The sequence below is a fragment of the Alloalcanivorax sp. C16-2 genome, assembly GCF_046507615.1.
Taxonomy (GTDB): Bacteria; Pseudomonadota; Gammaproteobacteria; order Pseudomonadales; family Alcanivoracaceae; genus Alloalcanivorax; species Alloalcanivorax marinus_A.
In genome coordinates this window covers 180837-205492 of sequence record NZ_JBKFTL010000002.1, presented here as the reverse complement: position 1 = coordinate 205492, position 24656 = coordinate 180837, and the positions used below count along the sequence as shown (strand labels likewise).

The 24656-nt window shown below is 64.4% G+C and carries 24 protein-coding genes; 13 read left to right on the top strand and 11 right to left on the bottom strand.

The genetic code is table 11. The features are described from left to right. From ACLD02_RS11175 to ACLD02_RS11165, 3 genes are read right to left on the bottom strand one after another with little or no spacing between them, the layout of a single operon-like run. Positions 1–3648 (bottom strand): ATP-binding protein, encoded by a 3648-nt coding sequence (locus tag ACLD02_RS11175; protein WP_410298727.1) that lies wholly within the window; start codon positions 3646–3648, stop codon positions 1–3. Beyond that, positions 3639–4286, bottom strand: a complete 648-nt coding sequence (locus tag ACLD02_RS11170) for a DUF4194 domain-containing protein (protein ID WP_203102119.1) — start codon at positions 4284–4286, stop codon at positions 3639–3641. The genes ACLD02_RS11175 and ACLD02_RS11170 overlap by 10 nt, the downstream gene beginning before the upstream one ends. Continuing rightward, the gene (locus tag ACLD02_RS11165; RefSeq protein ID WP_410298726.1) at positions 4261–5706 is read right to left on the bottom strand and encodes a Wadjet anti-phage system protein JetA family protein; all 1446 of its coding nucleotides are present in this window, start codon (positions 5704–5706) and stop codon (positions 4261–4263) included. The genes ACLD02_RS11170 and ACLD02_RS11165 overlap by 26 nt, the downstream gene beginning before the upstream one ends. A 142-nt stretch (positions 5707–5848) precedes the next feature. Here ACLD02_RS11165 and ACLD02_RS11160 point away from each other — a divergent pair, with 142 nt between their 5' ends. The 7 genes from ACLD02_RS11160 (at position 5849) to ACLD02_RS11130 (ending at position 13008) form a co-directional block, all read left to right on the top strand. Continuing rightward, positions 5849–7252, top strand: coding sequence for a PLP-dependent aminotransferase family protein (locus ACLD02_RS11160; protein WP_238400895.1), 1404 nt, complete (start codon positions 5849–5851; stop codon positions 7250–7252). A gap of 114 nt (positions 7253–7366) precedes the next feature. After that, a complete protein-coding gene (locus tag ACLD02_RS11155) occupies positions 7367–9040 on the top strand; it encodes a nitrite/sulfite reductase (RefSeq protein ID WP_410298725.1) in 1674 nt (557 codons plus the stop codon). Beyond that, entirely contained in the window at positions 9037–9552 is a 516-nt protein-coding gene (locus tag ACLD02_RS11150) for a DUF934 domain-containing protein (protein WP_410298724.1), read from the top strand. Before ACLD02_RS11155 ends, ACLD02_RS11150 begins: the two co-directional genes overlap by 4 nt. After that, complete coding sequence (locus ACLD02_RS11145; protein WP_203102128.1) at positions 9545–9781, top strand: DUF2970 domain-containing protein; 237 nt, start codon at positions 9545–9547, stop codon at positions 9779–9781. The genes ACLD02_RS11150 and ACLD02_RS11145 overlap by 8 nt, the downstream gene beginning before the upstream one ends. A gap of 112 nt (positions 9782–9893) precedes the next feature. Then, entirely contained in the window at positions 9894–11318 is a 1425-nt protein-coding gene (locus ACLD02_RS11140; RefSeq protein WP_410298723.1) for an alkaline phosphatase PhoX, read from the top strand. Positions 11319–11394: 76 nt separating this feature from the next. Beyond that, a complete protein-coding gene (gene argC / locus ACLD02_RS11135; RefSeq protein ID WP_410298722.1) occupies positions 11395–12342 on the top strand; it encodes an N-acetyl-gamma-glutamyl-phosphate reductase in 948 nt (315 codons plus the stop codon). 228 nt (positions 12343–12570) lie between these two features. Then, positions 12571–13008: a Fur family transcriptional regulator gene (locus tag ACLD02_RS11130; RefSeq protein ID WP_203102132.1), complete on the top strand. Its 438-nt coding sequence runs from the start codon at positions 12571–12573 to the stop codon at positions 13006–13008. Positions 13009–13091: 83 nt separating this feature from the next. Here the strand turns inward: ACLD02_RS11130 and ACLD02_RS11125 are convergent, their stop codons facing one another. Next, the gene (locus ACLD02_RS11125; protein ID WP_203102133.1) at positions 13092–13586 is read right to left on the bottom strand and encodes a PaaI family thioesterase; all 495 of its coding nucleotides are present in this window, start codon (positions 13584–13586) and stop codon (positions 13092–13094) included. A gap of 122 nt (positions 13587–13708) precedes the next feature. On the opposite strand from ACLD02_RS11125, the gene ACLD02_RS11120 reads away from it, so the two are divergent. After that, entirely contained in the window at positions 13709–14521 is an 813-nt protein-coding gene (locus tag ACLD02_RS11120; protein WP_203102134.1) for a thioesterase family protein, read from the top strand. A 14-nt stretch (positions 14522–14535) separates the two neighbouring features. Here the strand turns inward: ACLD02_RS11120 and ACLD02_RS11115 are convergent, their stop codons facing one another. Continuing rightward, positions 14536–14982: a pseudoazurin gene (locus tag ACLD02_RS11115; protein WP_410298721.1), complete on the bottom strand. Its 447-nt coding sequence runs from the start codon at positions 14980–14982 to the stop codon at positions 14536–14538. 129 nt (positions 14983–15111) lie between these two features. On the opposite strand from ACLD02_RS11115, the gene ACLD02_RS11110 reads away from it, so the two are divergent. From ACLD02_RS11110 to ACLD02_RS11095, 4 genes are all read left to right on the top strand, one after another. Further along, positions 15112–15600, top strand: a complete 489-nt coding sequence (locus ACLD02_RS11110) for a CinA family protein (protein WP_338015176.1) — start codon at positions 15112–15114, stop codon at positions 15598–15600. 129 nt (positions 15601–15729) lie between these two features. Then, a complete protein-coding gene (gene recA, locus ACLD02_RS11105; RefSeq protein ID WP_203102136.1) occupies positions 15730–16767 on the top strand; it encodes a recombinase RecA in 1038 nt (345 codons plus the stop codon). Further along, positions 16760–17239, top strand: coding sequence for a regulatory protein RecX (locus ACLD02_RS11100; protein ID WP_203102137.1), 480 nt, complete (start codon positions 16760–16762; stop codon positions 17237–17239). The genes recA and ACLD02_RS11100 overlap by 8 nt, the downstream gene beginning before the upstream one ends. Positions 17240–17250: 11 nt before the next feature. After that, positions 17251–18015 (top strand): sulfite exporter TauE/SafE family protein, encoded by a 765-nt coding sequence (locus tag ACLD02_RS11095; protein WP_410298720.1) that lies wholly within the window; start codon positions 17251–17253, stop codon positions 18013–18015. A gap of 5 nt (positions 18016–18020) precedes the next feature. Here ACLD02_RS11095 and ACLD02_RS11090 read toward each other — a convergent pair whose 3' ends face one another. The 3 genes from ACLD02_RS11090 to ACLD02_RS11080 are packed head-to-tail and all read right to left on the bottom strand — an operon-like array spanning position 18021 to position 20733. Then, a complete protein-coding gene (locus tag ACLD02_RS11090) occupies positions 18021–18971 on the bottom strand; it encodes a Gfo/Idh/MocA family oxidoreductase (protein WP_410298719.1) in 951 nt (316 codons plus the stop codon). Then, a complete protein-coding gene (locus tag ACLD02_RS11085; protein WP_203102142.1) occupies positions 18968–19747 on the bottom strand; it encodes an alpha/beta fold hydrolase in 780 nt (259 codons plus the stop codon). The genes ACLD02_RS11090 and ACLD02_RS11085 overlap by 4 nt, the downstream gene beginning before the upstream one ends. Continuing rightward, positions 19747–20733: a hypothetical protein gene (locus ACLD02_RS11080; RefSeq protein WP_410298718.1), complete on the bottom strand. Its 987-nt coding sequence runs from the start codon at positions 20731–20733 to the stop codon at positions 19747–19749. Before ACLD02_RS11080 ends, ACLD02_RS11085 begins: the two co-directional genes overlap by 1 nt. On the opposite strand from ACLD02_RS11080, the gene ACLD02_RS11075 reads away from it, so the two are divergent. Continuing rightward, complete coding sequence (locus ACLD02_RS11075) at positions 20633–21886, top strand: LysR substrate-binding domain-containing protein (protein ID WP_410298717.1); 1254 nt, start codon at positions 20633–20635, stop codon at positions 21884–21886. The genes ACLD02_RS11080 and ACLD02_RS11075 overlap by 101 nt on opposite strands. On the opposite strand, the gene ACLD02_RS11070 is transcribed toward ACLD02_RS11075, so the two are convergent. Genes ACLD02_RS11070 through ACLD02_RS11060 form a run of 3 tightly spaced genes read right to left on the bottom strand, consistent with a single transcriptional unit; the run spans position 21877 to position 24652 of the window. After that, positions 21877–22755: an ABC transporter permease gene (locus ACLD02_RS11070; RefSeq protein ID WP_410298716.1), complete on the bottom strand. Its 879-nt coding sequence runs from the start codon at positions 22753–22755 to the stop codon at positions 21877–21879. The genes ACLD02_RS11075 and ACLD02_RS11070 overlap by 10 nt on opposite strands. Then, complete coding sequence (locus tag ACLD02_RS11065; RefSeq protein WP_410298715.1) at positions 22752–23546, bottom strand: ABC transporter ATP-binding protein; 795 nt, start codon at positions 23544–23546, stop codon at positions 22752–22754. Before ACLD02_RS11065 ends, ACLD02_RS11070 begins: the two co-directional genes overlap by 4 nt. After that, positions 23543–24652 carry an ABC transporter substrate-binding protein gene (locus tag ACLD02_RS11060; protein WP_410298714.1) on the bottom strand — a complete coding sequence of 370 codons (1110 nt, stop codon included), beginning with the start codon at positions 24650–24652 and terminating at the stop codon, positions 23543–23545. The genes ACLD02_RS11065 and ACLD02_RS11060 overlap by 4 nt, the downstream gene beginning before the upstream one ends. Between the last annotated feature and the right edge of the window lie 4 nt (positions 24653–24656).

The following is a 24656-nucleotide window of genomic DNA, read 5'->3' as shown; positions in this document are numbered from 1 at the left end:
TCACACCTCTTCCATGAAATCCAGGGCGCCCTGCTGGCGGATCACGCGGCGGTGTTGCTCCCACAGGTCGCGGATGCGTTCCTGGTTGAGTTGCTGGCGGTCCACCAGTACCCGGGTGTTGAGCTCGCCCACCGGGATCGGGCTGGGCACCTTGCTGAACACGAACTGGTTGCTGATCAGGTCCAGGAAGGGGCCGGCCTTGCTGGTGGGCATGATGAAGATCAGTTGCAGGCCCAGGGTTTCGGTGAGGTAGCGGATCACGCTTTTGGAGCGGTTTTCGTCCATGTGCATGAAGGCTTCGTCGACGATCACCATACGCAGGTGGCTGTCGCCTTCGTTGAAGCGGAAGGCGCTGGTGATGGCGGCGGCGCGGATGATGTAGGCCGGCGTTTCCAGTTGCCCGCCGGAGCCGGTGCCGTACTGGCTGAGGCTGATCGGCGCCTTGTTTTCCGGGTGTTTGAGGATGTCGTACTGGCGGTAGCGGCGGTAGTCGCTGATCCGTTCCAGCTCGCGCAGGGCCTGTTGTTCGTCGCCGTCCAGCAGCAGGCCGAGCAGCCGGTCGCGTACCTGTTCGGCCTTGGTCGAGAGCGGGGTGTCGAACAGGCTGGCTCCGTCGCCCAGGTTGGGAATATCGATCACTTCCTTGAAGAAGTTCCAGTATTCCTTGTACTCGGGAATCCAGTCCCATTCGAAGGAGAAGCGTTCCCGGTCGGCGCCGAACTGGTGGTGTTCCAGCTCGCTGTTGAGGCTTTTCAGAATCCGTTCGCCGTCCTTGATGGCCTGGTGGATCTGGCTGCACAGGTCACTGATGAAGGTGGTGTTGAAGGTGTTGCGCAGGTCCGCCAGTTTTTCCTGTTTTTCCAGTAGCACATTGTTGCGCAGCCGATTGTGCAGGTTGTCCAGTTGCTGGTTGAGCGTGTGCACGTGGCCGAAGAAGGGGGCGCCGTGCAGGGCCTCCTGGCTGTCGGCGAGTACCTGATCGGCGGGCTGTGCTTGCTGGTTGTAGTGGTCCAGGGTTTTCTGCAGGGCCACGGCGTTCTTGGTGAGCTGTTCGGTGAGGGCGTTTTCCTCGGCGACGAAGTCGATGTCGCCCTGGGCGTCGCGCAGGCGCCGGTCCATGGCCTCGATGCGTGGTTCCACGTCCAGTTCCGGCCAGTAGCGGGTGCTGGCGTGCAGGTTGGCCTCGGCGTCGTCCTGTTCCTGCTGGAAGCGGTCGCTCTGGTCCGCCAGCTTGCGCAGGGTGACGCCGCAGGCGGCCAGTTCCGCGCCGAGTTTGCCGTGGGCTTCGGTGAGCGTCTTTTGCCGGGCTTCCAGGTCCTGGTGCAGGGCGCGGGCCTGGCGTTGTTTCTCCTCCAGTTCTTCATGGTCGCCCAGGTCCAGGTTGGCCAGGGCGTTTTCGGTTTCCTGGAGCTGGTGCTGGGCGTCCAGCAGGTGGCTGGCGGCGCCGATCCAGTTGAGGGGCTGGAACGCCTTGACCTGATCGTGGAGCTGTTTGACCGCCTGATAGCCCTGGGCGGCCTGTTGGTACTGTTCCTCCAGGGCCAGCTGTTCGTTGCGTTTGGCCTGCAGGTTGCGTTCCCGGGCGCCTTCGCCGAACACCAGTTGACCGTCGTCCAGGTCGCAGCGGAACAGGGCATAGTTGCCGGAGCCCAGGCCGTCGGCGGTGATGCCCCGTCGGGTGGTGCGCAGGGTGTCGGCGTCGTCCACCCGCACCACGTTGCCGTAGGAGGCTTTCAGGTAATGCTCGGTGGTGCGGTGACTGAAGCGCAGGGCGTGGAACAGGGAGTGCTCGGGCAGGGACAGTTTTTCCGCGTCGCGGCGTGCCTGCTCGCCCTGAATCACCCGGGCCCGGTTGCGTTGCTTGCCGGCCAGCCGGCGCACGATGCGGATCGCCTCGGCTTCGTATTCGGCTTCCACCAGAATGCCGAAACGGGCGCCGCCAATGTAGCCCTCGATGGCCATCTGCCAGAGCGGGTCGGCCACTTCCACATGATCACACAGCACCCGGGGTTGCGCCTGGGGGCATTCCTGGCGGATCGCTTGCAGGGCGATCTCCACGTCCTGCGGGTAGTTCACCCGTTTGGATTCCAGGTTGCGGATCTGCTGTTCAATGGTTTTTTGTCGTTGCTCCAGGGCTTCCAGGTTCTGGCCCCGTTTGCCCACCAGCCGGTCCAGGCGCTGGGCCAGGGAGGCGGCGTCCTGGCCCGGTTGTTCCTGGCGCTCGCCATGCAGGTGTTCGGCGATCTGGTTGTGCAGTTGTTGCTCGCCGCGTACCCGGGTGAGGCCCTCTTCCAGGGGCGACAGGTCGATCCAGTCCCGGGCCAGCATCTGGTTCAGGTCCGGCAGCGGGTTGTGCTGCTCGGCGATTAGCGCCTTGCTGGTTTGGCGCCAGTGCTTGCTGGAGAAGGCCGGCAGTTCCAGCTCAATGCTGTGGCGGGTCAGCAGGCCAAGCATGTTGCGCAGGGCTTCCAGGTTAGTGGTTCGTTGCTGGTCCTGTTCGAGCAGCGGTCGGGCACCGTCGCGCAGTTGCTGGCTGAGCTGCTGGTGGCGTTGCTCCAGTTGCTGCTTGTCGCGCAGGGCGGGGATGCCAAGGATGCGCGCCTGCAGTTCCACCAGCTCCTGGTGGGCCTGATCCAGGCGCCGTTGCACCTGCTCCGCTTCTTCCTGGTTGCTTTCCTGTTGCTGGCGCAGGCGATTTTGCTCTTCCTTGCGTTCCAGGTAGTCCGCCTGGTTGCGCTGGAATTGCCGGGCGGCGGCGCCGTAGGCCTGGGTGGTGCGTTCCAGCCAGTTTTCCAGGTAGGCGTCGGCCTGGTCGCGGGCCTGGCCGAGCAGGTCCACGTTGCGCTGCAGTTGCTCCGCTTCTTCCGCCATGCCGTGGACGGTGCGCATCAGGTCGCGGATGCGGCGCAGGGTGTCGCCCATGTCGTGGGGTTCGAGCACCTCGCTGGCGACGAACTGGTTGATCGATTCCACCGGCTTGTAGGCCATGAAGCGGGCGAAGGTGCGCGCCGCGTTGCGCGCTTCGTTGCGCGATACCGCGTCGCGCTTGCCGCGCAGGGCGCCGTACAACCGCGCCAGGTAGGCGCCTTTCTTGTCGTAGGTTTCCACCGCTTTCTTGCCGAACCGCCGGCGTAGCTGGTTGGCGATGTCGGTGATCGCCACCGTGTGTTTGCCGTCCACGTGCTCGTGCACGAAGTCCGACAGGCTCAGCATTTCGCCGGCCACGATCATCAGCAGCAGTTCGTCCTGGCGGGCCTGGGCGCTGCTGCCGGCCCGGTCCAGGTGGGCGCGCACGCCGATCACGGCGGTGAACGGCTCGGCGGTTTCGCCCTTGGTGGGGTGGAACACGCCGGCGATGTAGCCGTCGCTGTCGTAGGGGCGGGCGAAGGCGCCATCGTCACAGCCCAGGACGTAGGAGGCCAGGGTGCGCACCTGCTTGCCACCGCGCCCGCGCTGGGTGGTTTCGTCCTGGCCCGGGTTGTAGGTGAACAGGTTGTCGTGGGCGGCGGTCATCAGGGTTTGCAGGGCGTCGGCGGCGGTGGTCTTGCCGGAACCGTTGCCGCCGGAAAACAGGTTTACCGGCCCGTATTCGAACTCGCCGGCGGGCAGGTTGCCCCAGTTCACGGTGATTGAGCGTTTCAGGTACATGGTTGGTCGTCCTCGCGCTCGATCAGGGTGGCCAGCACCGCGTCGGTGACCAGGCTGGTGATGTCGGGGCGAATCGTCAGCCAGGCTTCGCCGTCTTCCAGCCCGCCGTCGCCGGCGCCGCGGATCAGCCGCAGCTGGCGCATGCGCCGGAACAGCGCCTCCCGTTCGGTGCGCCCGTCCGGCAGCGGCCGGCCGAGCAGGTTCTTGCTGGCCAGGTTGAGTGCTTCCAGGGGCAGGGTGGCCTGGCCGTGTTCGTCGATCTGGCCGTCGCGCAGGGATTTGTCGTATTCCGCGCGCAGCACCAGGATCAGCGCCACTTCCTGCTGGCTGAGCCGGTTGCGCAGGCCGCTGTTGAAGCCCTCGTCCTGGTCCGCCTCGCCGGGGATCTCGGCGCCGGGCGGAAACAGCCGCAAGGAGGCGAAACGGCGCTCATGGTGCAGGCGCACCCGCAGCACGCTCAGGTAGTCCTCCACCAGTTCGGGGATGTGCAGGTAACGGTCGTACAGCTCCGCCTCCTTCTTGCTTTCGTCGCGGCACAGCACGCCGTGGTCGAGCAGGCGGATCATCAGTTCCGAGAACTGCGCCGGGGTGACGCCACGGGCGTCCAGGGCGTCATTCAGGGCTTGCCTTGGAGTCATCCTGTTCCAGTTCCAGCAGGAAGCCGTCGCGATGCACGAAATAGTGCTCGTCGCGGACGACGTCGGTGGGTTCGATGCGCAGCCGGAAGCCGGCGGCGGCGTGGTCGGCGCTGCCCAGTTCGATAACGTGGCTCAGGGCCAGCAGGTCACGGGCGTTGTTGACGGGCAGGTCGCGGTTATCGATGCGGCGGCTGGCGCCCAGGGCCTCGCGCAGGTAGTCCCGCAGGGCGCCGCCGTTGATGTTGAAGGCTTTTTCCAGCAGTTGTTCGGTGGCCAGATCGCGCAGGGTGTCGCGGTCCGGCTCGTCCAGTTCCACCATTTGATGATGCACGGTCCGTTGCGCGCGCTGTTCGCGCAGGCGTATCTGGGCCGGGTCGATCAGCCCCAGGTGCAGGCTGGCCATGGCGTCGCCGGCCTGGCGCAACCGCTCCCCGTAGGTGGCGTCGTCCAGTTCCGACAGGCTTTGACACAGCCCGACGATGTCGTTGTGCTTCTGGGTGTGCAGATAGCTGAGCTGGCGGATGATGATGTCGGCGCGCCGGGTGAAGCTCTGCAGGGTGCGGCGCAGGGCCGGCAGCATGATCTCCGAGGCATTGCGCATGCGCATGTCGATGCTGTCCAGCAGTTGGAACAGCACCGAGGCATCCTGGCTGACGATCAGGTCCGGGGCCCGGTGGCGCAGGTCCCGTTCCGCCTGGGCTTTCCAGCTCTTCGGCTTTCTCTTGATCCGTTCCACGGCGCTTTGGACGCGGTCGCGGTGTTTCTCGACGCTGTCGGCGGACATGCGGATCGCCACGTCCGGCTGAAAGCGCCGCTCCATGAATTCGAAGAACTGGTCACTGGCCTGCTGCACCAGTTGCCGGGCTTCCACCTCCTTCACCAGTTCCCGTTTGCGCTCCTCCAGCTCGGCGATGATGTCGGTGAAGTCGGCGATGATGCGCTCGGAATGCTCGTGGGCGTCGAGCAGGTCATACACCTCGCCCCGTTCCGCGAAGGCGTTCAGCGCGTTGAGGGTGTTGCGGGTATTGCGGTGTCGGGTGCGCACGCTGCGCCCGTCCACCTCCACCAGGGTCTGGGTGAACAGCCGCCCGCTGCGGCTGAACGGGTAGGTGGACTGGAACGAGGCTTCGTCCTTGTCGCGCTTGAGCCAGCCGTGCTCCACCAGCAGGTTGAGAATCCAGCCGGCCTGTTCCCGATTGTTGCGAAAGCGCCCGGCTTCGTCGTCGCCTTCCAGCAGCGGCGCCCGTTCCAGAGCCTCGCCGAACACGTCCAGCACCTGGTCGCGCTTGAGCGATTCGCCGTAGTCCGCCTGGCTGCTGTACAGCCGCTCGTGGAGCAGGCGCACGCACTCCACCACCTGCTCGCGGTACTTGCCGGTCAGCGGTTTGAAGAACTGCTCGCGTTCGTCCGTGAAGAACATGGGGCTTGCCGTCGGCTCAAACCGCCTATTTTAGTCCGGTTGCCGGGGGGCTCCAAGTGCGGGGTGGGCGTCGCGGCGCTTGAATCGCCGATCAGGCCAGGTGTAAAAAAGCAGGCATCAATAGGGACAGATGGGGACGGCGTTGACGGCGTATCGGTATCAGAGGTTGGAGGCCTGGCTTTCCCGGGGCATCGAGGAGGGCCGTTGGCGGCTGGGCGAGAAACTGCCTTCGATCCGGACCCTGTGCCGCGAGCACGGGCTGTCCAAGGCCACGGTGCAGCATGCCCTGCGCCGTTTGGAGGCGCGCGGTTTGCTGGAGGCGCGGCCCAAGGCTGGCTATTTCCTCAGCCTGCGCCCCGAGAGTCCGCGCGCGCCGCGCAGCCGGGCACGCATCGCCGCGCCCCGTCCCGCCAGCGTCAGCGATCTGCTGCTGGACATCATGGCCCGTGGCGCCGCTTTCGACCTGGTGCCGGACCCGCTGGCGGGCAGCCTGCCGCCGGGGGTGCTGGGGCTGAATCGCGCCATCGGCCGTGCCCTGCGGCGCCAGCGCGGCGGCGCTTACCAGTACTATGACGCGCCGGCCGGTGAGCCGGAATTGCGCGAGCAACTGGCGTTGCACCACGCCCGGCGCGGCTGGCCGGTGGAGCCGGAGCGATTGTGCGTGACCTCCGGCTGCCAGCACGCGCTGTTTCTGGCGTTGATGGCCTGCTGCGAGCGCGGTGATGTGGTGGCGGTGGAATCGCCGGGTTTCTATGGCGTGTTGCAGTTGCTCGAACAGCTCCAGTTGCAGGTGGTGGAAATCCCGGCGTCGCCGGAAACCGGCATGGATATGGAGGCGCTGGAAGCGGTGCTGGGGCGTTGGAAGGTGAAGGCCTGCGTGGTGTCGCCGGCGTTCGCCACCCCGGGCGGCGCGCTGATGCCGGAGGCGGCGCGGCGCCGGCTGCTGGCGCTGGCGGAGCAGCACGATCTGGCGGTGATCGAGGACGACATCTACGCCGAGACCGCCCTGGGCCCGGTGCCGGACCCGCTCAAGGCTCTGGATAGCCACGACCGGGTGATCCTGTGCGGCTCCTTCTCGAAGTGCCTGGCCCGGGACCTGCGGCTGGGCTGGGTATCCGGTGCCCGCTGGCACCAGCGGGTGGTGCGCCTCAAGCTGGTGACGCAACTGGCCGGCAGCCGCTTCCTGCAGCAAGGGGTGGCCGATTTCATGGCCGATGGCGGGTTCGCCGCCCATCTGCGTCGCCAGCGGCACGACCTGCGCGTCAACCGGGACCAGCTGATCGACCGGCTGCGGAGCTGGCCCGGCGAGGTGAGGGTAAGCCGGCCCCAGGGCGGCCTGGCGGTGTGGGTGGAGCTGGATGCCCGCATCGATACGCTGGCCGCCTATGGCCGCGCTCTGGAGCAGGGCGTGGTGATCACCCCGGGGCCGCTGTTCTCCGGTTCCGGCCAGTTCCGCCATTGCCTGCGGATCGGCTTCGCGCACCCCTGGCACCCGGATCGGCTCGCTGCTCTGGAGCGGCTGCCCGGGCTGCTGCGTGCCGCCTGAGGAGGCCGGCATTTTATAACTGTCCCTATCCGATTTAAAAAAATTGCGCCTGAACCTATCACCGGTCGGGCGCTACAGTGGCGCCCGGATTAACCGTCATCAGGGGCAGGCCGAGTGTACAACTACGACAGCTTCGACCGTGATCTGGTCCAGGCACGGGTGGCTCAGTTCAGGGATCAGGTCAATCGCCGGCTGGGCGGCGAACTCAGCGAGGAGGAGTTCCTGCCGCTGCGGCTGCAGAACGGTGTCTACCTTCAACGCCACGCCTACATGCTGCGCGTGGCGATTCCCTACGGCACCCTGTCGGCGGAGCAGATGCGGGTGCTGGCGCGGATCGCCGAGGAATACGACCGGGGCTACGGGCATTTCACCACCCGCCAGAATATCCAGTTCAACTGGGTGGCTCTGGAGCAGGTGCCGGACATTCTGCAGGTGCTGGCGGACCGCGACATGCACGCCATTCAGACCTCCGGCAACTGCGTGCGCAACATCACCACCGAGGCCTTCGCCGGCGTCGCCGCGGATGAGATCATCGATCCTCGACCGCTGGCCGAGATCATGCGCCAGTGGTCCACCATCAACCCGGAATTCCTGTTCCTGCCGCGCAAGTTCAAGATCGCCATTTCCTCCTCGGCCCAGGACCGGGCCGCCGTGCGTGCCCATGATATCGGCCTGTACCTGTACCGCGATGACGGCGGCGAAATGCGTCTGCGGGTGATGGTGGGCGGCGGCCTGGGCCGCACGCCGATTCTCAACCAGACCATTCGCGAGGGGCTACCCTGGCGGCACCTGCTGACCTACGTGGAAGCGGTGCTGCGCGTCTACAACCGGTACGGGCGCCGCGACAACAAATACAAGGCGAGAATCAAGATTCTGGTCAAGGCGTTGGGCGTGGAGGCGTTCGCCGCCGAGGTGGAGCGGGAGTGGGAGCAAATCCGCGACGGCGCCGCCGAGCTGACCGAGGCGGAGTACCAGCGGGTGGCCGGCGATTTCAACCCGCCACGCTATGAGCCGGTGGCCGGCCAGGACCCGGGCCACCTGGACCGGCTTGCCGGGGAGCGGGCGTTCGCCACCTGGGTGCACAACAACACCCGGGCGCACAAGGTGGCCGGCTACGCCTCGGTGGTGCTGTCCACCAAGCCCGGCGCGGCGGCGCCGCCCGGGGACGTGACCGCCGCGCAGATGCGCGCGGTGGCGGAGTTGGCCGAGCGCTACGGCTTCGCCGAGATCCGTGTCACCCACGAGCAGAATCTGGTGTTGCCGGACGTGCGTGAGCGGGATCTGTACGCGCTGTGGTCGGTACTTCGCGAGCACGGTCTGGCGACGCCGAACATCGGTCTGCTTACCGATGTGATCGCCTGCCCGGGCGGGGACTATTGCTCTCTGGCGAACACCCGCTCGTTGCCCGTGGCGCGGGCCATCCAGGAACGTTTCGACGATCTGGATTTTCTCCACGACCTGGGCGAGCTGAGCCTGAATATTTCCGGCTGCGTCAACGCCTGCGGCCACCACCACATTGGCAACATCGGCATTCTCGGTGTGAACAAGAACGACGAGGAATTCTTCCAGATCACCATTGGCGGCGCGCAAGGGCGGGACAGCGCCCTGGGCAAGGTGATTGGCCGTGCCTTCCGGGTCGAGGAGGTGCCGGACGCCATCGGCCGGTTGCTGGATACCTATCTGGCCCGCCGCGAGGTGGACGAGCCGTTCGCCGAGACCGTGCGACGCCTGGGGCTGGAGCCGTTCAAGGAAAGCGTTTACGGCCCGGCCCGGGGAGCGGTGCAATGAACAATACCATCGGTTATCTCGAGGGCGTGGCCACGCCGCTCCAGGACGATCCCTGGTACCTGGACGAGGCCGGGGCCGGTGCCCCCCACGCGGTGCTGGGCTGGCCCCGCTGGCAAACGCGGGTGGAGAGGGAAGGAGGCGATCCGTCCCGCCTTGGCGTGCTGCTGGAACCGGACCAGGACCCGGAAGTATTACGAGCGGAGATCACCCGCCTTCCTCTGATCGCTCTGCGTTTTCCCAGCTTTCGCGATGGCCGCGCCTACAGCCAGGCGAGCCTGCTGCGAATCCGATATGGCTTCCTGGGCGATCTGCGCGCGGTGGGCGATGTGCTGCGGGACCAGTTGGCGCTGATGCGCCACTGTGGCTTCTCGTCGTTCGCCGTGCGCGAGGACAAGAGCGTGACCGACGCCCTCAAGGGGCTGGCGGATTTCGAGCGCGTTTACGCGCGCTCGGTGGCGCAGCCCGAACCCCGCTTCCGCCGCCATTCTTCAGTCAGGAGCGACCATGGGTAGCAATTCCAGTAACGACGACCCCCGTTCTCCGTCGCCGGATCAGAAAAAAGCCAGCCTTCTGGATGTGTGCCAGGGCGTGCTGGCGGGACTGTTCGGCGTGCAGAGCCAGAAAAACCGTGAGCGGGATTTCAAGAGTGGCCGGGGCGGTGACTACCTGCTGATCTACGCGTTGATGGTGGTCGGCCTGGTGCTCGGCGTGATGGTGGTGGTCGCCATGGTGGTGCCCTGACGATCCCGTTACCTTTCTCCAACAAGAAAGGAACAGTGGCGTTTCACGCTTCAGCGTGGTGGTCATGTTTCCGGCCTAGCCTGGGTTCAATCTGGATCTGAAGGGTTGGACCATGACGATTTCCCGACGCGATATTCTGCAACTGATGTTCCTGGGTGGCGGTGGCGCCGCTCTGGCCGCCTGTGGTGGCGGTTCTTCCTCCGGCTCGTCGTCCGACGGCGACAATGGAACACCCCGCGACCCGGACGATGGCGGCGGCACGCCGGAGCCGATCCCGGAGCCACAGCCTCCGGCCCGGGAGCTGCCCCTGCGGGCCGGGCCGTTGTCCGGCATTGGCCCGCTGGTGGATTCCGGCGTCGATGGTGTGTTGATCCCCGAGGGGTTCTCCCTGCGCTTGGTGGCCACCGCCGGCCGGCAGCCGGTGCCCGGGGTGCCGCTGTTCCTGTGGCACCCATTGCCGGACGGCGGCGCCGTCTTTCCGATGGCCGATGGTGGCTGGGTGTACGTCTCCAACAGCGAATTCCTGCCTGGCGGGGTGGGGGCGCTGCGTTTCGGCGCCGACGGTGAACTGCTGGACGCTTACCCGATTCTCAAGAACACCCGCATCAACTGCGCCGGTGGCGCCACGCCCTGGGGAACCTGGTTGTCCTGCGAGGAAGTGGAGGATGGTCTGGTCCATGAATGCGACCCCCGGGGCACGCCCCGCCAGGCCCGGTCCCACCCGGCCATGGGGCGCTTCAAGCACGAGGCCGCCGCCGTGGACATGGCCACCGGCTCGGTGTTCATGACCGAGGACGAGGGCGATGGCCGTCTGTACCGCTTCCGCTCCGCCGGCCGGGTCAGCGCCATCAACGGTAACCAGGGCCTGGATCTGGACAATGGCGTGCTGCAGGTTCTGGAGGTGGAAGAATTCGAGAACGGCGCCTACATGGAAGAGTTGGAAAGCGCCCGCCAGATTCGTCGGGTCAAATGGGTGGACGTTCAGTCCCCGGACCAGCCGCAAAGCAGGGTGCGCTCCAGCATCGAGGATGGCACCGGCCAGGGCGCGCCGGGCACTCGCTTCAAAGGCGGTGAGGGCATCTGGATTCAGTACTGGCCGGAGGGTGAGCAGCCCCAAGTGTCCGGTTTCGAGCATCCGCTGCGGGCGGTGGTGTTCTTCGCCTGCAAGGGCGATAACCGGGTGCATGCCCTGGACGTGGACAACGATCTGATCGAGGTGGTGTTCGACAACGAGCAGTTGATCACCGCTGGTGAGGACAAGTTCGACGACGTGGACAACCTGGTGGTGAGTCCCATGGGGGACGTGGTAGTGGCCGAGGACGGCGACGCCATGCGTCTGATGGTAATGGTGCCCAACCAGCCGGCGAAAATTCTGCTGCAGGTGCCCGGCGGTGGCAGCGAACTGACCGGTCCGGCGTTCACGCCGGATGGCGGGCGGCTTTACTTCAGCTCCCAGCGGGCGCCGTCCGGGGTCACCGGCATTCTGCCTCTGGGGCGCACCTACGAGCTCACCGTGCCGGCCTCGTTCCGGCCCTGAAGCGGCTTTGATCGTTGCATCCAACCGGCCTTGTGCCTAGGCTTTCCGGTCCGGCACACCGAGAGAGATGGCGACAATGGCATTCAAGGTTTATGTAGACGGTCAGGAAGGCACCACCGGGCTGCGCCTGTTCGACTACCTGGAAACCCGCGACGACGTCGAGCTGCTGCGCATCGACAGCGCCCTGCGCAAGGACCCGGTCGAGCGCGCCCGTCTGCTGAACGCCGCCGACGTGGCCTTTCTGTGCCTGCCCGACGCCGCCTCCCGGGAGGCGGCCGCCATGGTCGATAACCCGGACACCTGCCTGATCGACGCCAGCACCGCCTTTCGGGTAGCGGACGATTGGGTGTACGGCCTGCCGGAGTTGGCCCCGGGCCAGCGTGAGGCGATCCGCGCCAGCAAGCGGATCGCCAACGTGGGCTGCCACGCCAGCGCCTTCATCCTGGCGGTGCGGCCGCTGGTGGACGCCGGCCTGCTGCCGGCGGACTACCCGCTCACCGCCACCTCCATCACCGGCTACAGCGGCGGCGGCAAGAAGATGATCGCCGACTACGACGCCGACAGCGAAGGCCGCTTGAGCGCGCCCCGCTCCTACGCGCTGGGCCTGGAGCACAAGCACCTGCCGGAAATGCAGCGCTACGCCGGCCTGGGGTCGGCGCCGGTATTCGTGCCCACGGTGGGGCCCTTTCTGAAGGGCCTGGCGGTGACCGTGCCGCTGCACCTGTCGCACCTGAAGGCCGGCACCGACGCGGACGCGCTCTACCAGACCTTCAAGGAACGTTACGCCGGCGAGCCGTTCGTGCGCGTGCACGCCCCCGGTGACCCGGATGCGCTGGACGGTGGCTTCTTCGATGTGCAGGGCAGCAACGACACCAATCGGGTGGAGCTGTTCCTGTTTGGCAACGGCGAGCGCCAGTGCGTGGTCGCCCGGCTCGACAACCTGGGCAAGGGCGCCGCCGGCGCCGCCGTGCAGAACATGAATGTGCATCTGGGCCTGGACGAGACCACCGGCCTGACGGTCTGACGTGTTCGCCCGTCGCGGCTGGGGCGGTGTTCCGCTTCAGCCGCGATACTCCTTTTCCGATACCTCCCTCTTTCCCCATACCTCCGCGGCTTGGATTCTGCCCAATCCCGGTTGAGAATGGGTATCATTACAATAATGCATGGCGATGTGACGCCGTTCACGGTGGGAGATGTGAACCCGGGGCGTTTCGTTCGTCTATAGGGAGAGAGGAACAAGGAGGTAGCGGTAATGAGTCGAGAACGTCAGGTCCTGGCGCGGGCGGGGCTGAAGGCCACGGCGGCCCGGGAACGGATCTTTCAGTTGCTGGAGTCGGCCATGCCGGAGCGCCACCACCTGAGCGCCGACGATATCTACGCGCGGCTGCGTCAGGCCGGGGAGCGCATGGGCATATCCTCCATCTACCGGGTGCTCACCGATCTCGAGGAAGCCGGCCTGGTGCATCGCCATCACTTCGACCGGCATGCCATGGGGCGCAGCCTGTTCGAGCTGGCCGATGGCGCCGAGCATGACCACATGGTGTGCGTGGAAACCGGCCGTATCCTGGAATTCCAGGACCCGCTGATCGAGGCCCGGCAACGGGCCATCGCCGAGCGCCACGGCTTCGAGATCGTGGGGCGCAAGCTGGTGATCCGGGTGCGCCGCTCCGGAGCGGATCGCGCTCCGTAGTGCCCCGTAGAGCCTCGTAGGAGCGACTTCAGTCGCGATCTCCGGCGCCGAATCGCGGCTAAAGCCGCTCCTACGGGGGGCGATCAGCCACCGCTCGCCGCCTTCGCCAACTGGTCCGTGTCCACGCGCACGAACACGGAGTCGGCGGTGGCGGTGAGCACGTCGCCGGCCCACACTTCGCAGATCACCCGGCTTTTGCGGCCCACGTCGCCTTCCACCCAGGCTTTCAGGCGCAGCGGCACGCCCATGGGCGTGGGTTTCAGGTAGCGGATGTCGAGCCGGCCAGTGACGCAATTGATGATCGGCTCGCTGCCGGGTTCCCGGTTTTCGGCCCGGTAGTGCCAGGCCATGGCGGTCCAGTTGGAGTGGCAGTCGATCAGCATCGCCAGCAGGCCGCCGTACACCAGCCCGGGCCAGCCGGTGAACTCCGGTGCCGGGGTGTGGGTGGCGATCACGTGCCGGCCTTCTTCGTCCCAATGGCTCTTCAGACGCAGGCCGCTGGGGTGGGCGCTGCCGCAGCCGTAACAGACGCCGTCCGGATGGCCCCGGTCCTGCAGGGCAAGGGGGTGTTCGCTCATGATGGGTTTCCCGTAGCCAGGGTTCCCGCCTTGAGCCTCAAGCCTCCCTTGCTCATGGCGGGAACGGTTCTTATGATCGGTTGCTCTTTGCAAGCGCCGCATAATAACGAGGATCGCGCATCATGAGTACGGCCCTGTTCCGCCGCGACGGCGACCTGTATCACCCCTCCGAGAATGCCCAGGGCCCGTGGAGCCCGGATTACCTGCATGGCGGTTCCCCGGCGGGGCTGCTGGCCTCGGTGCTGGAGCCGGTGGGCACGGAAGGCGGCCTGCGGCTGGCCCGCTTCACCCTGGACCTGCTGCGGCCGGTGCCCGCCGCGCCGTTGTCGGTGCGCGTGGAGACCGTGCGTGATGGTCGCCGCCTGCGTCTGCTGCAGGGTGATCTGTTCGCCGGCGAGGTGCTGGTATGCCGGGCCACGGCGCTGTATCTGGAACAGGTGCCGCTGGACGTGCCGGAAGCGGCGCGCTTCGAACCCGGAAATCTGCCGCCCCGGGAGCCGGGCGGGGAGGCCAGCCTGGCGGATCTGGCGGCGCGCGGTGAGCGGGAAGCCCTGCCGTTGCCGGGCCTGCACCACACCGTGGCGGTGACGCTGGTGGACGGGGTGGAAGGGCACGGACGCGGCCGTGTCTGGATGCGTCTGCCGGTGCCGGTGGTGGCGGGGCAGGTGTGCTCGCCGTCGGTGCAGGCCGCCACCCTGTCGGATTTCGGCAACGGCGTCGGCCAGCTCCAGGTCAACGAAAACACCGGCAGCATCAACGCTGACATCAGTCTTTATCTGCACCGCGCGCCGGAGGGGGAGTGGCTGGGTCTGGACGCGCGGGCGCGCATGCACACCAATGGCAATGGCCTGGTGGAGACCACGCTCCATGACGAGCGCGGTCCCGTGGGCCGGATTCTGCAGGCAACCCTGGCGATGCCGGTGTACGGTGGTTAAGCCATGGCGCCGGATCAGTTCACCTTGCCGAGGTAGTCGGCGAAGCGCCCCTTGTTCATGGCCATGCCGGCGCTGAGCGTCCCGGCTTTCTCCTTGGCGGCGTCCAGATTGCCGGCGGCGCCAACCTGGATCACGCCCACCATGCCCAGCGGCATGTGCGGGTCGCACTGATACAGGTATACCCCTTCCTTGGACAGGGTCACCGTGACTTTCTCATTGAGCTGGCCCTGCCAGGCGTCGGCGCCGGCCGGGGTGAACACGGCGTGGCTGTTATGGGCCGCGTCCTCGGGCACGAAGGTGACGGTGTCGCCGGGGGCCACTTTCAGGTAACCGGGTTCGAACACCATGGTGCCGTCGGCACCCTGGTTCTTCATATGGACTTCGTGATCGGCGGCCAGCGCCGGAGCGGTGGCGATCAGGCCGGAAACCAGGACGGCCAGGGCGGAGCGGGAAACGCGCATCGATGAACTCCTCGACAGGAAAGTGATAAGCGGCGCCCAGGGTAACGCGCCGGGCGCGGCGCCCCATGACCTGGGTCAAGCACGGCGTTATGATGGCGGCTTCATTGGCCGGCGACGCGAGGAGCCTTCGTGACGGACATCGACCAGACGGTGCGGGCCTTGGCCCGTGACCTGCTTGAGCGGGGCCTGAAGGTGGCCACCGCGGAATCCTGCACCGGCGGCGGCATTGCCCAGGCGCTCACCGAGGTGGCCGGTTCCTCGGACTGGTTCGAGCGCGGCTTCGTCACCTATTCCAATGATGCCAAGATGGAGATGCTGGGCGTGGCTGCCGCGACCCTGGAGCGCCACGGCGCGGTCAGCGAGGCCACGGTGCTGGAAATGGCGCGCGGCGCCCTGGCCCGCTCGCGGGCGGATCTCAGCGTGGCGGTGAGCGGCGTGGCCGGCCCCGGCGGCGGCACTGACGACAAGCCGGTGGGCACGGTCTGGATCGGCTGGGCGCAGACGCCAGGCTGGTCCCGTGCCGAGCGGTTCCACTTTCCCGGTGACCGCTCCGCGGTGCGCCGGGCCACCATCGTCGCCGCTCTGGAAGGGCTCCGGGCCCGTCTGGCGGCGCTTTGAGCGCCGGGGGTTGCAGCCCGGCCAAACACTGCCCATAATGCTGTCCAAATAGACAGTGCTGGTCATCGGGTCAGGATTGGATGACTGTTATCACGATGGCGGCACACGGAATCGAAGAGGGGTTCACCAATGAGCGACAAGAGCAAGGCACTGTCCGCGGCGCTGTCCCAGATCGAGCGTCAATTCGGCAAAGGGTCGGTGATGCGCATGGGCGACCAGAAGCGCGAGCGTATTCCCGCCATCTCCACCGGTTCCCTGGGGCTGGATATCGCCCTGGGCATCGGTGGTCTGCCCAAGGGCCGCATCGTGGAAATCTACGGTCCGGAATCCTCCGGTAAGACCACCCTGACCCTGAGCGTGATCGCCCAGGCGCAGAAGAAAGGCGCCACCTGCGCCTTCGTCGACGCCGAACACGCCCTGGACCCGGACTACGCCGAGAAGCTGGGCGTCAACGTGGATGACCTGATCGTGTCGCAGCCGGACACCGGCGAGCAGGCGCTGGAAATCACCGACATGCTGGTGCGCTCCGGCGCCGTGGACGTGGTGATCGTGGACTCGGTGGCCGCTCTGGTACCGAAGGCCGAGATCGAAGGCGAAATGGGTGATGCCCACGTGGGCCTGCAGGCCCGCCTGATGAGCCAGGCGCTGCGCAAGATCACCGGCAACGTGAAGAACGCCAACTGTCTGGTGGTGTTCATCAACCAGATCCGCATGAAGATCGGCGTCATGTTCGGCAATCCGGAAACCACCACCGGTGGTAACGCCCTCAAGTTCTACTCCTCCGTGCGCCTGGACATCCGCCGCATCGGCGCGGTCAAGCAGGGTGATGAAGTAATCGGCAACGAGACCCGCGTCAAGGTGGTCAAGAACAAGGTGGCGCCGCCGTTCAAGCAGGCCGAATTCCAGATTCTCTATGGCCAGGGCATCAATCAGCTCGGCGAAGTGCTGGACCTGGGCGTGCAGCAGGGGCTGGTGGACAAGTCCGGCGCCTGGTACGCCTACCAGGGCGACAAGATCGGCCAGGGCAAGCAGAACGCCTGTGATTATCTGGCTGAGCATCCGGACGTGGCCCAGGCCATCGAGAAGGAAATCCGCTCCCGTCTGCTGGCGGTGCCCGGCGACGCACCCGCCGAGGCCGACGAGAAGTCCGAAGCCACGGATGAGTGAACGGCATGACGGGGCCGGCGACGGCCCCGTGGATGAGGCCACCCTGCGCCAGTACGCCATCAAGCTGCTGGCGCGGCGGGACCACGGCCACCACGAACTGCGCGGCAAGATGCGGCGCAAGTTCGGTGACGCGGCGGCGCTGGACCCGGTGCTGGAATGGTGCCAGGAGCACGACTTTCTCAATGACCGGCGTTTCGCCGGTTTTTTCGTGCGCTCGCGCATCGAGCGTGGCCAGGGGCCCCTGCGTATCCGCGCCGAACTGCGGGAGAAAGGGCTGGGCGACGAACTGATCGGCGCGGCCCTGGATGAAGCGGACTGCGACTGGTTTGCCCTGGCCCGCGAAGTCCACGGCCGCCGCTTCCGGCATCCGCCGGCGGATCGTAAGGAAAAAGGCAAACAGTTACGCTTTCTGCAGGCCCGGGGGTTTGACGCGGAGCAGTGCTTCGCGGCTCTGGATGCTTTCGAGGATTAAGGCGCTTCCCAATGGAATACCTCGCCGACCCCTGGCTGGTCGCCGCACTGCTGGGCTCCGGCGTGATCGCCGGCTTTATCAACACCCTGGCCGGCGGTGGTGGCTTGCTGATTCTACCGTTGCTGATGCTCACCGGCATGGGCCCGGCTCTCGCCAACGGCACCATGCGCGTGGGCGTGCTGATCCAGTGCCTGGAGGGCGTGCGCCAGTTTCACCGCCACGGCTCCATGCCATTCGACACCTTGCCTGGCATCCTGGTGCCGACCCTGGCCGGCGCCTTGCTGGGTAGTCTGGCCGCTTCCTTTCTGCCCAGCGATATTCTGGAACCGGTGCTGCTCGGCACTCTGGTGCTGATGGCGGTGGTCATGGTGCTCAAACCGGCCACCCTGGTGGCCGGCCCCGATGAAGCGCCCCGGGCGCTGGCCTCCACGCCGGCGGCCTGGGTGGGCCTGTTCCTCACCGGCGCCTACGGCGGCTTCGCCCAGGCCGGGGTGGGTTTTCTGCTGATCGCCGTGCTGGCGGGCCAGCTCCGCTATGATCTGGTGCGCACCAACGGCCTCAAGCTGGCCATCACCGGTGGCTTTACCGTGCTCGCCCTGAGTGTTTTCGCCTGGCGCGGGCAGGTGGCCTGGCTGCCGGGATTGCTGGTGGGGGCGGGGATGCTGTTGGGCGTGCGGCTGGGCGTGGGCTTCGCCCACCAGGTCTCGCAGAAAGTGCTCAAGTGGATTCTTCTGGTGATGGTCGTGCTGGTTTGCGCCGCCGCTTTCATTCGTTGATCGAATCAGCGTTGGCCACTCATGATGGTCTGCAAACGTTGTAGCAAGCTCATGGCCGGCAGCACCGAGTGAATGCTGCTTTCGGGAGTGTCACCGTCACGAACCGCCTTCAGGAAAGCCCGGTCCTGCTCCAGGAAAGCATCGCCGTTGTCGGTCAGGGTTCTGTCTTCGCTATCGGTCAACGTATTGCGAAATACCCGGTAGGTTTGTTCCTCTCCGATGTAGCGGTAGAAACCACCGAAGGGACCGCGATTGTTGAATGACAGCGCCATGGATGCCAGTTGCCCGCCCGTGAGCGAGCGCATTCCCACGGTCATGTCCATGGGAATCCCAAGTTGCGAATGCGGTGGTCCGCATTGTCCCCACACATCGAATTCATGGCCCTCCAGCAGCCATGTGAACAGATCGATGCTGTGACAGGCATGGTGCCATAGGAGGTTATCGGTCCAGTCCCGGGGTTCACCGAACATGTTGAGGTTTTCGCGGCGGAAGAAATAGGTCTCCGATACCAGGTGCTGAAGATGAAAGCGGCCATTTTGCAGGTGTTCGCGCAATATCCTGTGTGCTGGCGAAAAACGGCGGCTATGCGCGACCATCAGTGGCACGCCGGCGCGGCGCTGTGCGGCCGCCAGAGCCTTGCAGTCTTCAAAATTGAGCGCCGCCGGAATTTCCACCAGGCAGGGCAGGCCGGCATTTATTGCCTGCAATGCCTGCTTGGCATGAAGGGTGGATGGTGAGGCGAGAATTACCGCGTCCAGGTCGCGGCGGGTCAGGATGGTCTCATAGTGGGTTGTGACTTCATCGATCCCGTGCCGCCGGGCCAGCTCGCTACCCCGTCGCGGCTTCTTGGCCACCAACAGGGTGATGCGTGCGCCATCGAGACGGGCCAGGGTGTCCGCATGGGTGGCGCCCATGGCCCCCTCACCAATCAGAGCAATGCGCAGCGGGTCAGTCATGACAGGACCCCTTCATTACGCCACCAGTCATCCAGTAGCCGGTTGAACCGGTCCGGCGCTTCAAAATAGGGTGAATGCCCGACGCCGGAGAAACAATGAAAACCGGAGCCGGCTATTTGCTCATGAAGTAAGGCGATTTCCCGGGCGGGGAACAGCACATCCTCATCGCCCGCTACCAGCAGGATGGGAACGCCGGTGGCGGCGAGGGCGGCGGGTGAATGCTGTTGTTGGTGACCGCTCAGGGTGCGCACATTGGTGATGTTGAAGGATGCGATGGCGCTGTACAGCGCGACCTGGTCGGGATGTTTTTCGATAAAGGTACGGCCCAGTACTCGCTCGATTTGTGACCGTTGCGCGTTGCGGTCGCTGAGCGCTTGCATCCGTTGTGCCTGAGCCGCGGGCAGTTCGAAGCCGAACAGAGTATCCACCAGTACCAGACCACGGACCCGTTCCGGGTACCGGCAGGTAAAGGTCACGGCGGTCCCTCCCCCCATGGATTGCGCCACCAGCACGGCGCGTTCCACCCCGGCGTGGTCGAGAATCGTCTCCAGGTCCTCGACGAAACGGTCCCGCCCCAACCGGCCGGGGTCGGTGGAACGGCCGAAGCCTCGCGCGTCGGCGATTAACAGCCGGTAACGCGAGCGCCAGTGGGCGACCTGGTGGAACCAGCTGGCGTGATTGCCGCCCACGCCGTGCAGAAATACCAGGGTGTCCCGGCTTGGTGCCTCGTCATGATACTCGTAGTAGAGATGCGCCTGGTCGGCCTCCACCCACATTAGTGCCACACCGCGAAAGCCATGGCACAGCCGGTGCCGGCGGGGCTGCGATAGCAGGGCACATAATCGATCAGATCCATCTTCATACCCTGGACGGCGCCGGCCAGAGCCGACCAGCAACGGAACTCGGAGTTACCTGATTGGAGTTTCTCTCTCGGTAAGGAGGCATGGTCTTCCAGGGTGCCGGTGGCCATGATATCCAGGAAGCGGCGATCAAAATCCTCGTCGACCACGAAATGGCTCAAGCCGCCTGTCGCGATCACCGCCACGCGCAGATCCGCGGGCCAGCCCTCGATAATCTCGCGAATCGCGCCACCCAGATTATAGGCGCGAGCCGGGGTGATCTGGTTGGGCGGATAATAGGTGTTGATGCTTACCGGAACGATGGGAATCGGATCGCCTTCGATCATCTTGTAGTACACATACCCGAATGAGTGACTCATGCCCTGTTCAGGTTGATAGTGGCGTGAATGGGCCACGTCGAAATCGCGTTGCATAAGCGATTCGATCAACGAACGGGCCAGCTTCGAGGCAACCGGGTATTCCCGCTCTTCCTGCGGATACCAGTCCGTGGCACGAAGATCCTGGTCATACTTCCATTTCATCATGCCCTGCGGCTTATAGGGCAATGTTTCGCCCCAGTACACGGACAGCGCCGGCATATTGTCGTCCTGGAATACTTCCTTATGATCATCTCCGATGACCAGAATCACATCCGGCTTAGCTTCGCCAAGGATGGTCCTTATCTCCGCCACGGCTTTCTGGTTTGCTTCATGGCGCTTCCAAAGAACATCCATCTCGATTTCCTTGAGAATCGCCGGGCTGGCCTTGGCGAGCAGCTCCTCATAGCTGACCCGGGCACCTTCGAAGTCATGCAGGGCATGAATGTGTACATCGTCCTGCCCCGCGCGCGCCAACCAGGCGGGCGGTTCCATCAAGAGAGTGGGGCTGTGGGATGAGCCCACGCCGAGAATCACCTTTGCCATAGTTTTTTCCTCACGATACCGGAGAGAGAAGGCTCCGAGTCAATTTGCCAACTACGGTTATAGAAAACGTGGTTGGGGTGGACAAACGATTTGTCGCGGCTACACCCATGAGTTATGTTCATGTATGTCTCGAACGGCGATCAGCCAGGAGTCGATCATGCCGGTCCGTTACCCACCTTTGCTTTCGTTGCGCGCTTTTGAAGCGGCCGCACGGCACCTTTCCTTTACCCACGCGGCTGACGAGTTGTGCTTGACGCAGAGCGCGGTGAGCCGTCATGTCCGCTCCCTGGAAGATTATCTGGGCCAGCGAATGTTCGACCGCCTGACTCGCCGCGTGGAGCTGACACCGGCGGGAGAGGAATATTTCCGTGCCGTGCATCATGCTTTGGCCGAGATCGAGAAGGCCACGCGGGATGTCATGCAGCCGGACCGAAAAGCCTCGCTTACCCTCAGCGTCATGCCGACGCTGGGTGCCAATTGGCTGATGCCTCGCCTTGGTAGCTTCAGCGAAACCTACCCGGACATCGAAGTGCGCATGATTTCTTCCATTGAGCCGGTTAACTTCGACGCTCGGGAAATCGATGTGGCGATTCGCGTGGGGTCGCCTCCCGGCGTGCTGCGTGACAAGCATTTGCCACGCGTGGAAATGGACATGGTCACCAATTGGAAAGGCGTGACGGCTGAGTACCTGTTTCCCGATCTTCTGGTGCCGGTACTGTCGAGCAAGCTGTTGTCCCAGGGCGCGGCCATCAATGAAGCGCGGGACCTGCTTAAGTATCGGCTGATTCATAATGCCAGCCGCGAATACGCCTGGCCGGACTGGCTGGCCGCTCACGATGTCACCCTGACCGAGAAAACCGATGCCATTACCTATGGCCATTTCTTCATGACCATTCGTGCCGCCCTGAACTGCAAGGGCGTGGCCCTGATCCCTTCCGTGATCCTCAACAACTGCCTGGAAGGCATGGATCTTGTGCAGCCTTTGAAGGGCGATGTGGAAAGCGCGGGTTCCTACTATTTGCTGACCCGGGAAGAAAATCGCAACGAATACGCGGTGCGCACTTTTTGCAACTGGCTTCTGGCCGAGGCCGATAACGAAAAAACGCGTGATCTGGCGGTGGCCCCGGATGATCTGGAAGACGTTCAACAGTAACGACGCATGGCTAGCCACTCGCCTAACGCGACCAGGCCGTACAACACCAGACCAATAGCACAGAGAATCAGAATCGCGGCCAGAATCAGCGCGGTATCGGCTTGTGACGACGCGAATACGATCAGATAGCCCAGCCCTCGTTCGGCGCTGATGAATTCAGCGACGATGACGCCAATCATGGCCAGGGTAATAGCGATTTTCATGCCGCTGAAAATATACGGCACGGCATAGGGAAGGCGTACCAGGAAAAAAACCTGCCATGGCGTCGCGGTCAGTCCCTGACAAAGGCGCAGGGCGTCGCCTGGCGTGGCGCGTAAACCGGCCATCGTCGAAATCACCACGGGAAAAAACGCCATGAAGGCGGCGAACTCGATACGAGTAGTGCTTCCGATCCCCATCCAGACGACGAACAGAGGAGCCAGCGCGATTTTGGGGATCAGTTGGAAGAACACGACGATCGGGTAAAAGGAGGCGTTCATCAACGTCGATGATGTCAATGCCAGTGCCAGTACCACGCCTCCGACGGTGGCGATGAGAAAGCTGACCATGGTTTCCAGGGTGGTTGGCCAGGCATTGGTCATCAAAGGCGAGAAGGTGGTGCGCATGCGTTCGTACACATAACTGGGCGCGGGCAGCAAACTGCGTGGAATGTCCATATGATGGACCGTGAACTCCCAGCCGCCCAGGAACACCGTGACCACCATCAGCGGCATGAGTACGCGTTGAAGAAGTTGTACCTGCGCGGGGGTCAATGTGGGCCTTGATGGTCGTTGCGCTCGGGCATGCGCCGACGGAACAGTCGCGCGCGCACTGCCTCGGGGCGTGCAGGGCACGGTGGAATGGTAGCCGTTGGTTTTTCCGATTCTCATGTGGAGACATCCTCCGTGCGCTTATGCCCGCTTTGAATGTATTGTTTGAGTTCGCCACACAGCTTGTTGAATGCCGGGCTTTCCGCGATATCGTCGGGCCGTGGTCGACCGAACGGAATTTTGATATCACACACCACTTTGGAAGGGCGGCCGCCCATCACCAACACCCGATCGGAGAGCAGAACCGCCTCACGAATGCTGTGGGTGATGAATACGCCGGTCTTCGGGTTCCTCTGCCAGATATCGAGCAGGGCAAGATTCATTTCGTCACGGGTGATGGCATCCAGGGCGCTGAACGGTTCATCCATCATCAACAGCGGGGGATCAAGAATCAGGGCGCGGCAGATTGACACCCGCTGGCGCATACCACCGGATAGCTGCGAGGGGCGGTGATTCTCGAACTTCGAAAGGCCTACCATGGCGAGCAGGTCATGCGCGCGTCGTAGATATTCGTTTCTTGGTTTTTTCAGTATTTTCACCGGGAACAGGACATTGTCCAATACCGACAGCCAGGGGAGCAGGGTGGCGTCCTGGAAGATCAGGCCCACGTCTTCCCGTGGGCCGGTCACCTGTCTGCCGTGTTCGACCACGACGCCGTCGGTGATACTTTCCAGACCGGCAAGCATCATCATCAAGGTGGATTTTCCACAGCCACTAGGGCCGAGGATGGAGACAAAATCTCCCTCCTCGATGGACAAGGTGACGTCACTGACCGCCTCCACTGGCCCTTGGGCACTTTGGTAGGTCTTGCTGACCTGCCAGAGATCCAGGTGCTTGGCTTTGGCTGTCATGCCGCGCCTCCGGACAGCATCGCCGGGAAGGCGGCACTGTAATCCTTGACCTGCTTCCACTCCCCGGCACTGAGGGTGGTGGAGCCGATGAAACGGTTGGTGAACAGCACCTCGGGATCAGGACGTTTGGCGGATTCCGGTGCCGCGTATTGCATGATCAGATCGGTCATCTCGGCGACGCGGTCCAGATCGCTATAGCCCAGGGCGTGATCCATGGCTTCAGGATAGGGCAGTGATGCCAACATGAAGCCCATGCTCAGGCGTACGTTTTCCTTGCCCGCTTCGCTCAGCGCCAGTTGAGGTTGTTTTTCGAGCAGAATGTCGGCGGCTTTTTGCGGGTCCCGGGCGGTGAAGGCAAGGGCCTCCAGCAGGGCGTCGCAAACGTCTTCGCACAATTGTGGGTCGCTTTCCAGAACTTCCGGGCGGGTCACGATGTTGTTGGAGTAGAACGACATGCCGTAATCACTCAACAGCATGGCGCGGGTCTCCACACCGAGACCCTTCGCCACCGCGTAGGAGCTGCTGGTGACACAGTAAGAAGCGTCCACTTTACGCTCCACCAGCAGCCGCTCAAGGATGCGCGGATCGGCCTGAACGATTTCCACATCCTCCGGTTTAATCCCGGCCTTCAGCGCGAAGGCCTCCCAAAGCGGAAACTCCACTGATGAAGGCACGCCGCCCATGCGTTTCCCGACCAGGTCCTTGGCGGTCTTGATGGGTGAGTCGGCTCTTACCAGCGCGCCCAGATAGGCTTCATAGTTGGTGGTGCCCAGGGCCACCAACGGCAGGCCGGTGGCGGCGGAAAGGATGGTTGAGCTAGCGGAAACCAAACCAAAGTCGAACTGCTTGTTGGCGATCGACTGCGCGGCCGCCAGCGAGCCATGCCCGCGTGTTACTTCCGCTTCGATTCCCCGTTTTTTGAACATGCCCTGATCCTGTGCCACGTAGGCATAGGCGGTGGCGCCCTGCGGTAGCCAGGGGAGAGTAAACTTGATGTTTCGTGTTTTTTTGGCGAGCACCGCGGGCGCCATCGCCACGGCGCCGGCCGCGGCCGCGCCTTTCAAAAAAGTACGACGATCGAGTTTAAAACCTTCTTTACTGGACATGCTG